The following is an 11,541-nucleotide window of genomic DNA, read 5'->3' as shown; positions in this document are numbered from 1 at the left end:
CTCTTATGTGCCGGCCTGCATCCTCACGCCGCAACACGGTGATCGGCTGGATCAACTGACACAGACTCGGCCCCCAAAAAAGGGCTGTCCAGAGCGACATCGACGCCGTGTGCCACTGGCCACAGCGATGAACCTCCCCCGCCAATGATCCTTCCGAGATACTCGTACCTCATCGCCGGCCTTCTGCCGAACGCAACCGTCAAGATCTACGAGGACGCGGCACACGGTTTCTTGTTCCAGTACTACGAGGAGTTCGCATCCGACGTCATCTCGTTCCTCGACCGCGAATGAACACGGCGCTTGGGCACCGCCATCGCTGACTGGACTGCCGCGTCTCAAGGCATCGCCCGCGAGGTGTCCGGCACATTGGCGGGGGAGGTTCATCGCTGTGGCCAGTGGCACACGGCGTCGATGTCGCTCTGGACAGCCCTTTTTTGGGGGCCGAGTCTGTGTCAGTTGATCCAGCCGATCACCGTGTTGCGGCGTGAGGATGCAGGCCGGCACATAAGAGCCCACCATGGAGCCTGCCGGGGGGAGGACTAGGTACTGCTAGTAGCAGCGTCTTGGTGTACCAACTCGGCGCTGCGAGAGCACGCGAGAGCGCTGAGGTGGCCGATGTGCCCCTCACTCTTCGCCCACGGGCGCCGCTGTTTCGGCTGTCGAAGTCGGCTGCCGWCGGATCCATCGTGACCGCCACCGGCAAGACGACACTTCCGCTCGTTGTCCCCCGTCGCGGGAGTAGCTCTCCCCGGCACTCGTTCACGAAATGAGCCGTGCTTCTCGCCGCTGCACGCCCGAGCTAAAGCAAGTACCCCCTGGCGGGAATCGCCTACCTCTCACCCGACCACAGAAGCCGCAGGTCGGCACCCGTGCGGTCACACATGCACCGCCGGTGGCAGCACCTCACGGAGGCCGCACCTCGGACAACACTCGGCTCATCTGTCCACCGGGCAGATTGTTGAACTTTCACGCTTCACCCAGGTAGGCTGAAGCGCGCTTGAAAGTTCAAGCACTTTGTTCGGGACAGGAGACCCTCTATGACGTCCACGTTCAATTCCCTGCGTTCCACCGCCCAGTCCGAGGCCGTCGCCCCACCGCTGCACGCCTATGACATCGGCCTGCTGATCGTGCGTCTGACGCTCGGCATCACTGCCGCAGCGCACGGCACTCAGAAGTTGTTCGGCTGGTTCAACGGTGGAGGACTGGATGGCACCGGACAGTTCTTCACCATGAGTGGCTACCCCTCGGGGAAGACCATGGCCGTGATCGCAGGGCTCAGTGAAACCCTGGGCGGCCTGGGTCTTGCCCTTGGCCTCCTCACACCGCTGGCGGGGGCCGCCCTGCTCGGTACGATGATCAATGTCATCGCCGTGAAGTGGGGTGGTGGCTTCTTCATACCCACCGGCATCGAATACGAGCTCCTCTTCGCAGCCACCGCCGCCGGTCTGGCGTTGACAGGTCCCGGCCGTCTCGCCGTTGACCGCCACCTGCCCGTCCTGCGCGCCCATCGCCTCGGGTACGGCATCGCGGCGGTCATCCTCGGTGTGGTGATCGCTGGCCTCGTCCTGCTCGTCAGGAACTGAACCGCGTCCAAAGACCACCAGGACCCGCGGTTCGGCCCACCGGGTCACCGCGGGTCGTGAGGCCTCTGTCCGTCCCATGCCCACTCCGCCACCCCTCTTCCGAGGGAGTGACCTCCTCGCGCTTCCGAGGCAGAGGTCGCCTCGTGGCCACGTGTCGTGACGAGCGGATTTCACATCCTCCGTCTCGTGGCGGCGTCTGCGGAGAGCAACGACTGACGTGGCGCTGCGATCGGAATGACCCAAGCACGAGAAGACTTGCCGGCGAACCCTCTCGACGACTTCCTCGTTGGGCTCGCCGCGCATCAAGGTCGCCCGTTCAACTCGTGTCAGCCGACGCTGGATTGGCGATCAGGTGTGGCGTCGCAAGCGCCCCCACAGTCTCATGGTGACTGGATGCTCAGCTGAACTCGCGATCGCTCCTGAAGCTTGGCGAACATGGATCGGACCTGAGTGCCGACTGCATTCGGGGAAACTCCTAGCTTGGCGGCGATCTGCTTGTTCGAGCCTCCCAAGCCCAACTCCGCGACCGCCTCAGACTGCTCCCGCTCGAGAAGCAAATGCTTGCCCAGGTCCTCCCGTGCGCCAGCAAAAAGAAGCGGAGGGTCCCGTCGCCAGGACGTCAACTGCGCAGCGGAGCAGGGCATCGTCTCGCGGCTCAGACCCTTGATATGCCAGCAACCAGCCCGGCTTCCAAGGCCAAGATCCCGTTCGGTGAGAGCGGTGCGCATCAGGGGCGACAGCAACCGGATCYTCGCCAGGCTGCCCATGGGTTTGCCCCTCGCGGGACCTACCTACCACGGTGTCGAACTGCGCCTGATGCTCCAGATACTCCAGCCGTAGTTGTAGATCTTGGTGGGCTGCCAACGACAAGCAGCCGAGTACGGGAAAATGAGCGGAGTGAGTACTCACTCATTGACGGAGTGAGCCCTCACTCCGTACTCTCGCGATCATGACAGCACCTAAGGAGAACCAGACCACCCGCCGACGCGCCCCCGCCATGTCGCCGGAGCAGCGGCGCGCGATGATCATCCAGACCGCGATCCCGCTGATCGCCGAGTACGGCGCCGCGGTGACGACCGCGAAGATCGCCCGCGCCGCGGGCATCGGCGAGGGCACGATCTTCCGGGTCTTCGCCGACAAGGACGAGCTGCTGCAGGCATGCATCGCCGAGGCGCTCTCCCCCGAGCACGCGGTCCGCGAGCTCGACGCGATCGACGTATCCCAGCCGCTGCCCGACCGGCTCGCGGAGGCGGCCGAGGCGCTGCAGGCGCACATGGACAGGATGGGCGCGATCCTCGGCTCGCTGGGCCAGCGCGGCGGCAAGCACCCCGGCACGGTGCGCGGCGCGGGCCGCGCCGAGTCGACGACCCGTATCCGCGCGGCCCTCGCGGAGCTACTGGAGCCTGACAAGGCCACCCTGCGCCGGCCGCCGGAGCAGATCGCGGCCCTCTTCTTCGGGCTGCTGTTCACCCAGCCGCGCACGGAGGACGAGCCCGACCTGACCCCGCAGGAGCTGGTGGAGGTCTTCCTGCACGGGGCGCTCTCGGGGGACGCCAAGTGAGCGCGCGGAGAAGGCGCCTGGGGGTTACGGCCCTGGCCGTCCTGGCCCCGGTCCTGGTGTGGCTGGTCGCGGACCCAGTGCTGGGGCACCGGCTGCGGATCGCCGACGGCGAGCAGACGCTCGACATCGGCGCCGTGCCCGTGGCGGTCGTCGCACTGCTCGCGTCGCTCTCCGGCTGGGGACTGCTGGCCGCCCTGGAGCGGTTCGGGGCGCGGCGCGCCCGCGCCATCTGGACCGGGGTGGCCGGCGCCGTACTGGCCGTTTCCTTCCTGCCRTTCACCGGCGACGGCATGGACGGCGGCACCCGGGTCTCCCTCGCTCTGATGCACCTGGCGGTGGCGGCGGTGCTGATCCCGGGGCTGAGCGGCAGGTCCCCCGGGGCGGGAGCCGCTGCCGCTAGGGGGTGACCGCCAGCACCAAGTACGCCGCGAACAGCACCAGATGGAGGCGGCCCTGCTAGAGCGTCGCGCGGCCGGGATGACCGTCAGAGTGCCCACCACGATCGAGATGAAGAGCGATACCTGGTGGGTCGGGCCGAGGCCCAGCAAGAGCGGACTCTTACGCCAGATCGCTGCGATGGCCACCACCGGGATGGTCAGGCCGATGTTGGCGATATCGGAGCCGTAGGGGACGCGCGTGCCGAACCCCGCCGTCGGGGCCGTACTTCGAGTCAGGAAGCCGCATTCGCACGCGCCTTGATGAGGTGTTAGGGCCGACGATCACTGCCGCGCGTTGACAGCTAGCTCGACCTCGCTGTCTGGCCTACGAGCGAGCGGCACGGCTGTTCAGGTGGTCAGAACCGGATCCCTGCAACTCGGCCGGCCGAGGCATGGTCAGTCGCCGGCGTGACCGATCGAGCAGTTCACCCTTCCCACGGAGAGGAGGCAGCGGCCAGTTCCATCCTCGTCACACCATTGGTCTGCCTCTCCAGCAGCAGTTCACCACCGACGGAATACCGAGGTGCGGCAGCAGCTGAACGAGCAGCTCGCTCAACGATCGCGTCGACCAGCGAGCGAACCATGTCAAGGCGTGGATAAGCGGCGTGGATCTGCTTCTCCCAGGTGCGGGCGATCTCCGCGTTGCGCCCGAAATCGAGCCCCACGCCCTCGCGGGTCAGGTAGCTCAGCAAACCCCTTCGTTCGGCGATCCCAGGAGAGGTGTGCAAAGCGATTGCTTCCCACACGCGGTCGATGTCCGGCTCGGGAACCTCGTACCGCCGCAGCAAGTCAGCCGCCAGGTCGGCACCGTGGTAGGTAGGTCCCGCGAGGGGCAAACCCATGGGCAGCCTGGCGAAGATCCGGTTGCTGTCGCCCCTGATGCGCACCGCTCTCACCGAACGGGATCTTGGCCCCCTTACGGAGACATGCGGGCCATCCGGTGACTCACGCCAGCGATTCCCGCTCCATGCACGCCACGAAGAGGCGCCGTGCCGCAGGAGTTGGGACACCGAACGGGCCGCGAACTCCGGAGTACGCAGCCACCACACACCCGCAGGGAAGTGCGCACGGGAAGCGGCGATCCGGTCCGCCGCGCGAAAGACAGGCCGTACGGGGTGCAGCACATGCGGCAGGTACTCCATCATCAGCATGCCGCCGTGCGTGTGGACGCGGACGAACACTGTCGCCACGCAGTCCTGCGCCTCTCCCGGAATCTGAATCGACAAGTAATGCCGGCGCCGACGGGCTCCTTCCTCCACGGCGGCGGTCCGGTGAGAGTCGAACGCCTCGGAGCCGCTGGGCCACGCGTCTCGGCGCCGCAGCCCCTCCACCGGCAGGAACACGTGCTCGTCCACGACCAGCCGTGCCAACGCATGCCGCGGCGAAGTCGCTTGCTGCGTCCGCAGCCTCTCGGCCTGGGCGATGATCCCGCCGAGGAGGTCCCGGTTACTCAGCGGCCGAGGAGACCCGCTCGAGTGAGGGACGGCGTCCAGTTCTACTGCGGCGGTCCAGGGCTTATAGGGGCTGCCGAAGCCCAGGAAAGGGGCGTTTGGTCCGTAGCCTACGAGGGGCGAATGCTGTTCGCGTGCGATGAGCCGCGCCGTCGCCCTAAGCCGTGGGAACGCGCCGTGCTCCGCGCCGCGGGCGGTCCTCCAGGCCCAGCCGACGAGGCACCGGATCGTTCCGCTCGCCGGCCAGGGCTGCGGAGATCGCCAGAATGACGACCGGGGCAAGGTAGTAGGCGAAGAAGGCGCCCGCCACCAGGAAGCCCACCGCCCACAGGGCTATGACGATCCACGCCCAGGCGCTCTGGATGCGTCGGGCCCGTAAGGCATGGACAAGGACCGGAACGGCGTCGAACCCAACGGATGGGGCGACAGTACGTTCCGGGTGCACATAGAGCTCTTCGATGACAGCATCGCGGAAACCGTCGTCCAGGTAGGTACCTGCGGCCAGTTTGCGTGTTGCGTCAGCCTCCGCACCGCCGCCCATCGGTGTCGTCATTTCGCCCCCTACGCGTGACTGCCCCGAAGCGAGCCCCAAAGCCCGGGACGCGTCGCCAACTGATCATCTCGAGCACTCGGTGCGGCTGGCGCTGTGCTCCAGCCCCCTAAGTTCCCCATGCGGTCTTCCCTGTGTGCACTTCGACAAGCCTTCGCCACGCTTGTGCTATTTGCCCCGGCGCGCCCGGCAGCTGTCGGCCCGTGCAGGGCTCCACGACTGCCGCCTTCTACGTCTTAATTGGCCCCCAGCGGGACCGAGATTTACGGCGTAGTGCAGAGTGACGCTTACGCGCGCCAACGTGGACCCGTGGAAATCACGCCGGCCTGAAGCGGCGAATGGCTGCTGATCTGGACCTGCTCACTCCGCGGGCGAAGCGCCACAAGGGGGCCGCTTGAAGCGGCCCTACCTACAACGTCGTTGCGGTTGCCTCCGGTGAGGATGACCGCGAGCGGAGTGCCGCGCCCGTCGGTGATCAGATGGTGTTTGGAGCCGGCCCGGCCCCGGTCGACCGGCGACGGGCCTGTGCGGATCCCCCTTTCAGCGCTCGCACGTGGCTGGAGTCGACAACGCAGCGCGACCAGTCGAGCCGCGATGCGGCCTTGAGCTCGGCAAGTAGTGCCTCATGCAGTCGTTGCCAGACTCCGGCCTCATTCCAGTCACGTAGTCGTCTCCAACAGGTCATGTCCGACCCGAAGCCCATCTCGGTGGGCAGGTACTCCCACTGAATGCCGGTGTGCAGCACCTACAAGATGCCGCAGAGAACCTCACGATCCGGCACGGGATTGCGCCGTGGAAACCGGAACCGCCATTGCTTGCACGGGAGCAGCGGTCCGATCCGCTCCCACAACTCATCCGACACGATCCACGGTGAAGCCCTCATGTGATCAGAATGCTCAATCCCCTGCGGCCACCACAGCTAGGGCCAAGGCACCTCACTGCGTTGGCCGTTGTTAGCCGGAATGCGACATCACCCGTGAAGGGCAAGGGTGCAGTCGCAGATCTGCCAGCTACTTCTCGATGAGAGCTGCTGAACTGATCACGAAATGCGCTGCCTTTTCACAGGACGGAACGCCATGCCGGCTACCACCTCAGCTTCAGTCAACGGCAAACTCTTACCCCCTCGGTCCCCGCTGATGGGGTGGCTGGCCGTGGTCTCGGTGATGCTGGGAATCTTCGCCATCGTCACCATAGAGATCCTGCCGATCGGTCTGCTGACCTCGATCGGATCCAGTTTCACCGTCTCGGACGGGATGGCTGGACTGGTGATGACCATGCCGGGCTTTCTGGCGGCGATCGCCGCTCCACTGGTCACCGTGGCCACGGCACGCTTCGACCGCCGACTGATGCTGTGCGTCTTCATGCTCTTGCTGGCACTGGCGAATTTTCTTGCAGCCGCGGCACCCGACTACTGGCTCGTACTGACCTCCCGGATCATGGTCGGGATCACGATTGGCGGCTTCTGGTCGATCGGAGCCGGGTTGGCGGAACGACTGGTGCCGCCGGCCTCGGTCGGCAGGGCAACTGCTGTGATCTTCTCTGCCGTCCCGCTGGGATCCGTCCTGGGCGTGCCGGCGGGCACACTCATCGGAGATCTCGCTGGATGGCGTACGGCCTTCACCGTCATGGGAGCCCTGACGGTCGGCGTACTGATCATGCTGCTTTTGTTCGTCCCGCCGCTTCCTCCGGTCCAGGCCACTCGGCTGGGCGTCCTGGGCGGCATGCTCCGCAGCGTCAATACTCGCTTCGCACTCCTGCTGACGTTTCTTGTTGTGCTGGCTCACTTCGGCACATACACCTACGTGACACCATTTCTGGAACAGGTCACCCACGCCAGCGGTGGTCTGATCACTACATTCTTGCTGCTCTATGGTGCCGCTGGCATCCTCGGCAACTTCCTGGGCGGCGCCTGGGTGGCCCGGTATCCGCGGAGCGTCTTCGGGCTCGCGGCCGCCCTGATCGCCACGGTGACTCTCCTGCTTCCAGCGTTGGGCCGCTGGGAGACCGGCGCAGTGATGCTGCTGATTGTGTGGGGCATCGCGTATGGCGCCGTACCAGTCGCGTCGCAGACCTGGTTCTCCAAGGCGGCACCGCACGCCCCGGAAGCGGCGTCGGTCCTGTTCACCGCTTCTTTTCAGGCAACGATCTCGATTGGTGCACTCGTAGGGYGAGTCATCCTGGACCGCACCTCTCCGTCCGCGGTCATGGTGCTAGGTGGTTTCACAGCAGTGCTTATGGTCCTGGCGGTAGGGGCACGCCTCGTCGGGCCGGACTGCAATGAGCAGTCCTGAACACACAGAGATTCGCCCACAGATGCTTCTGTCGAACATTCGGCCGAGCTTGACTTTGGCACCTGTGCCAGGGGCCACCAGGCGCTCGTGACCGCGACGTGTGCGGAGCACTCGCTCGCGTTGAGCCTCCAGCGCGGGATCAGCGCGTCGTGGGTATAGGTACGCTCCGCGCCCGAGAGGGCGGCGAGGACGCCGAAGAGGATCGCGCCCTGGCCGTGGCGGTCGCCGGGGTCGTACAGGCCGGTGACGGGACCGGTCAGGAACTCCAGGGCGATTCCGGCCTTGCGTAGGTCCTCAACGGTGACGAGGAGGTCGGTGCCGCGGCCGAGGCGGCGGATCTCGTGGACTCTGTTACGGCCGGAGCCGACCTCGGCATCGAGTACCCCGATCAGACAGGCCGGCCAGAACAGGCCGCTGTCACTGTGCCCGCCGGACGCTGGAGTGTCCGCGCGTTCCACCAGACAGGCGACTTTCCGTGGGTGGGCGTCGTTCAGCTCCTCCCGGCGCCATGACGCCAGCAGCGAGCCTGAGCGGCGGGCCAGTCCGCCAGCGCGGGCGTTCCTGACGGCACCCGGCGCCCTTCCGTCGGGCCGATACCGCTCAGGCCTCAGGCACTGCGGGGCCGTCGCCCCGATGTCTTCTTCGCCGCGGTCTTCTTCTTGGCCGGCGTCTTCTTCACGGTCTTCTTCTTCGGCAGGTCGTGCACGTCCGCGTGTTCACCGCGGCCGGCCTTGGCCTTGGCCGCCGACTCCTGCAAGGCGGCCATCAGGTCGAGGGGACCTGCCCCGGCGCCTCGGGCTCCGACACCTGCGGCAGCGGCTTGTCATCCCGTTTGGCCTCGATCACCTTCGCCGGCGCGTCCGTGTAGGTGTCGTCGAACTCCGGCCCGTCCAGGTCATTGCGGGTCATCGAATCCATCAGCGCCAGCACGCCGTCAATCTCGTCCTCGGTCAGTTCCACGGGCTCGGGCGGCAGCTCGGCGGGGTCGCGGATCTCGTCCGGCCAGCGCATCGCATGCAGCTTATGAGCTCGTAACACGATCACGATCCGGGCTTCTTGAGGCGTGTCCACGCACGCGCGGGTCGTTGGCGGTGCGCGCCCCGAAGACAGGATTTCCTTCGGGGCGCGCGGCAGGGGTTCCGGTTCAGGCGTTGTAGCCACCGTGGGCGTCCAGCACCGCGCCCGTGACGTACGACGCGGCGGGGCTCGCCAGAAAGGCGATCGCCGCGGCGATTTCGTCGGGGTGCCCCACGCGCTGCAGGGACAGCGTGCTGACCAGGGCCTTGAGGGTCTCGGGGTCCGGCGGTTGCATGCCGCCCTCCATCAGTCCGGCTTCCACGACGTTGGCCGTGATGTCCCGGGGCCCGAGGTCCCGTGCGACCCCCATGGTGTACCTCTCGATCCCTGACTTGGTCGCCGAGTAGTCGGCAAGGCCCGGGACACCGACCCGGGAGCCCAGTCCGGAACTCACTGTGATGATGCGGCCGCCCGCGCGCAGCACTCGGGAGGCGGCCCGGATGACGGCGATCACGCCGAGGTAGTTGGTGGCGTGCATCCGGTCCAGTGCGGCGGTGTCGGCGTCCGGGTCGTCCACCGTGCGGCCCTGCTCCACCGAGATCGCCGCGTTGTTGACGAGGATGTCCAGGCCGCCGAAGTGCGCGACCACGTCGTCGATCAGCGCCGGCGCCTGACTTATGTCTGCCTGGTCGGACTTGAAGGCGATGGCCTTCGCTCCCTTGAGGCGCACGTCGTCGACGACGGCCTGCGCCTGCTTCTCGGAGCTGGCATAGGTGAAGGCGACGTCGGCGCCCTGCTCGGCCAGCAGTCGTACGGTCGCGGCTCCCAGTCCGCGCGACCCCCCGGTGACCAGGGCGACCTTGCCTGTGAGTGGCTTGCTCATTCTTCTCACCTCGTTGATTGACCCTTCCCGATAGTCGTAACGCTAATTGTTACGACACTCGGTTGCAACTATCGCTGTTACGACTGCGCTGTCGTAACATAAAGCGTTGCGGCCGAGAGGAGGGGTTCATGAGTGCCAACAGCAGGTTGACCCTTGCCGCCCACGCGCTGGCCTGGATCGGTCTCTACCAGCGCCAGGGCCATGAGGTCGCCACCTCCGAGCAGATCGCGACCAGCGCGAACACCAACCCCGTGGTGATCAGGCGGCTGCTCGGCGAGCTGCGCAGGGCCGGGCTCGTTGAGTCCCGGAGGGGCGTGGGCGCGGGCTGGTCGCTGACGCGCGAGCTGGAGTCGATGACCCTGCTCGACGTGTACGAGGCAGTGGAACCCGGCCCGCTGTTCGCAATGCACCGCACCACSCCGGACCAGGGATGCGTGGTGGGTTACGGCATCCAGCCGGCGATGCAGGGCATCTACGAGGGCATCGAGGAGAGCCTGAGACACGAGCTGGCCCGCGTCACGCTCGAGAGCGTACTCCGGGACGTACTCGCGGCACCTCGCTAGCCTCCCCGTTACGCCCTGACATCACCAAGATCCACATCCATGCCCAGGTCGGCGAACAGCCTGGCAACCAGTCACTCCAAAGACGGTTGCAGTATCAGACCGTGTCCCACGAGCTAGTAACTTGATCTTGTTGAAGTGCCTGGTCCGGCGTGGTGCGACGGACGCGGCACCCCGTTCAAGGTCGTCACCCGCGGCCAACGTCAACGACGTCACCCAGACCCTCGCCCTGGTCGATGGCATCCCGCCCGTGGCCGGACGACCCGGCCGCCCGCGCCGTCGCCCCGACTCACTCCTCGGTGACAAGGGCTACGACTCCAATCCCAACCGGCGGGAGCTGCGCAAGCGGCGGATCTTGCCGGTCATCTCCCGCAAGGGCGCCCTGAACATCAAGGGCCTGGGCAAACTCCGCCACGTCATGGAGCAGACCTTCGCCCTGCTTCACCAGTTCAAACGCCTTGCCGTCCGTTGGGAACGCCGAACCGAACTCCACGATGCCTTCGTCCCGTTGGCCTGCAGTCTCGTCTGCTGGAGACGCCTCAAGAAGGCCCGCCCATGATCGTGTTACGAGCTCTATGGACAGGGTTTGACGTTGTCCGTTGTCCGGCGGGCTCAGCCGAGGAGTGTGCGCGTCACTGAGTGGCCTGGGCGGGGACTGGCAGGCGGCTTCCTCGGCGGTGGACGTTGGTCCGGTGATCGACTAAGGCGGTTATCCGCCCCATGCGGAGCCCCATGAGCAGGCGCGACGCGCCATGACGGCTCGTTAGGTCACGGCCTCCGTGCACCGTTGGCAGGAATTACTGTTTCCGTCGACCGGGTACCGGGGCAGCAGGTAGATGGCGTTCGCCATCGTCGTGTCCAGTCCGGCCGGATCCTACCCAGGGCGTCCGAGGAGGCGTTGAGCCGGCCCGAGCATCGCGTGCCCGGTTCGGTTCAAGAGACGGTGAAGCCGACACGCTGCAGCCATGCTGCGATGTCTCCCTCGGCTTCGCCGACTTCCTCGCCCTTGACCGCCAGGCCCTCGGCAAGGGTCGCGCCGGTGCAGGATGCGGTGTAGTCGCGCTCGGTGGTGCCCAGGCCGCTCATGGCGTGCGTGGTGAAGGGGACGACGGTCTTGCCGGTGAAGTCGAGCCGCTCGGTGAACGTCGTCATGATCATGGGGGCACGGACGTTCCAGATCGGGCTGCCGAGCAGCACGGTGTCATATC

Annotated in this window: 15 protein-coding genes and 1 pseudogene; 8 read left to right on the top strand and 8 right to left on the bottom strand. The window is 66.4% G+C overall.

The genetic code is table 11. The features are described from left to right. The first annotated feature begins 144 nt into the window (after positions 1–144). A complete protein-coding gene (locus EAO75_RS45840; RefSeq protein ID WP_187284432.1) occupies positions 145–291 on the top strand; it encodes an alpha/beta fold hydrolase in 147 nt (48 codons plus the stop codon). Between the two features lie 746 nt (positions 292–1,037). Beyond that, positions 1,038–1,583: a DoxX family protein gene (locus EAO75_RS14075; RefSeq protein ID WP_147995391.1), complete on the top strand. Its 546-nt coding sequence runs from the start codon at positions 1,038–1,040 to the stop codon at positions 1,581–1,583. A gap of 380 nt (positions 1,584–1,963) precedes the next feature. On the opposite strand, the gene EAO75_RS48560 is transcribed toward EAO75_RS14075, so the two are convergent. Then, complete coding sequence (locus tag EAO75_RS48560; RefSeq protein WP_410092289.1) at positions 1,964–2,227, bottom strand: response regulator transcription factor; 264 nt, start codon at positions 2,225–2,227, stop codon at positions 1,964–1,966. Positions 2,228–2,532: 305 nt separating this feature from the next. On the opposite strand from EAO75_RS48560, the gene EAO75_RS14065 reads away from it, so the two are divergent. Both EAO75_RS14065 and EAO75_RS14060 read left to right on the top strand, forming a co-directional pair. Then, the gene (locus EAO75_RS14065; RefSeq protein ID WP_147995389.1) at positions 2,533–3,144 is read left to right on the top strand and encodes a TetR/AcrR family transcriptional regulator; all 612 of its coding nucleotides are present in this window, start codon (positions 2,533–2,535) and stop codon (positions 3,142–3,144) included. Beyond that, positions 3,141–3,551 (top strand): DUF6069 family protein, encoded by a 411-nt coding sequence (locus EAO75_RS14060; RefSeq protein ID WP_187284431.1) that lies wholly within the window; start codon positions 3,141–3,143, stop codon positions 3,549–3,551. Before EAO75_RS14065 ends, EAO75_RS14060 begins: the two co-directional genes overlap by 4 nt. A 455-nt stretch (positions 3,552–4,006) precedes the next feature. Here the strand turns inward: EAO75_RS14060 and EAO75_RS14055 are convergent, their stop codons facing one another. From EAO75_RS14055 to EAO75_RS14045, 3 genes and pseudogenes are all read right to left on the bottom strand, one after another. Further along, the gene (locus EAO75_RS14055) at positions 4,007–4,936 is read right to left on the bottom strand and encodes a hypothetical protein (RefSeq protein ID WP_147995388.1); all 930 of its coding nucleotides are present in this window, start codon (positions 4,934–4,936) and stop codon (positions 4,007–4,009) included. A gap of 253 nt (positions 4,937–5,189) precedes the next feature. Beyond that, entirely contained in the window at positions 5,190–5,585 is a 396-nt protein-coding gene (locus EAO75_RS14050) for a hypothetical protein (protein WP_147995387.1), read from the bottom strand. Between the two features lie 410 nt (positions 5,586–5,995). Beyond that, a pseudogene (locus EAO75_RS14045) lies at positions 5,996–6,465 on the bottom strand (IS5 family transposase); the annotation flags it as partial. 193 nt (positions 6,466–6,658) lie between these two features. On the opposite strand from EAO75_RS14045, the gene EAO75_RS14040 reads away from it, so the two are divergent. Then, positions 6,659–7,873: an MFS transporter gene (locus tag EAO75_RS14040; protein ID WP_147995386.1), complete on the top strand. Its 1,215-nt coding sequence runs from the start codon at positions 6,659–6,661 to the stop codon at positions 7,871–7,873. A gap of 149 nt (positions 7,874–8,022) precedes the next feature. Then, complete coding sequence (locus EAO75_RS45835) at positions 8,023–8,163, top strand: hypothetical protein (RefSeq protein ID WP_187284430.1); 141 nt, start codon at positions 8,023–8,025, stop codon at positions 8,161–8,163. 317 nt (positions 8,164–8,480) lie between these two features. Here the strand turns inward: EAO75_RS45835 and EAO75_RS45830 are convergent, their stop codons facing one another. From EAO75_RS45830 to EAO75_RS14025, 3 genes are all read right to left on the bottom strand, one after another. Further along, a complete protein-coding gene (locus EAO75_RS45830; RefSeq protein WP_187284429.1) occupies positions 8,481–8,639 on the bottom strand; it encodes a hypothetical protein in 159 nt (52 codons plus the stop codon). After that, on the bottom strand, positions 8,639–8,884 hold the full coding sequence (locus EAO75_RS14030) for a hypothetical protein (protein WP_187284428.1): 246 nt from the start codon (positions 8,882–8,884) through the stop codon (positions 8,639–8,641). The genes EAO75_RS45830 and EAO75_RS14030 overlap by 1 nt, the downstream gene beginning before the upstream one ends. A gap of 133 nt (positions 8,885–9,017) precedes the next feature. Then, positions 9,018–9,773, bottom strand: coding sequence for an SDR family NAD(P)-dependent oxidoreductase (locus tag EAO75_RS14025; RefSeq protein ID WP_147995384.1), 756 nt, complete (start codon positions 9,771–9,773; stop codon positions 9,018–9,020). A 128-nt stretch (positions 9,774–9,901) separates the two neighbouring features. Here EAO75_RS14025 and EAO75_RS14020 point away from each other — a divergent pair, with 128 nt between their 5' ends. Together EAO75_RS14020 and EAO75_RS14015 are read left to right on the top strand one after the other, a co-directional pair. After that, positions 9,902–10,336, top strand: coding sequence for an Rrf2 family transcriptional regulator (locus EAO75_RS14020; protein WP_147995383.1), 435 nt, complete (start codon positions 9,902–9,904; stop codon positions 10,334–10,336). A 121-nt stretch (positions 10,337–10,457) separates the two neighbouring features. Further along, the gene (locus EAO75_RS14015; protein ID WP_147995382.1) at positions 10,458–10,892 is read left to right on the top strand and encodes a transposase; all 435 of its coding nucleotides are present in this window, start codon (positions 10,458–10,460) and stop codon (positions 10,890–10,892) included. Between the two features lie 374 nt (positions 10,893–11,266). Here the strand turns inward: EAO75_RS14015 and EAO75_RS14010 are convergent. Then, the coding region (locus EAO75_RS14010; RefSeq protein WP_315987054.1) for a flavodoxin at positions 11,267–11,541 on the bottom strand (275 nt) is incomplete at its 5' end.

It is taken from the genome of Streptomyces sp. UW30, assembly GCF_008042075.1.
Lineage (GTDB): Bacteria > Actinomycetota > Actinomycetes > Streptomycetales > Streptomycetaceae > Streptomyces.
The sequence above is the reverse complement of the archived record's forward strand: the minus strand, read 5'-3'. Positions and strand labels throughout refer to the sequence as shown.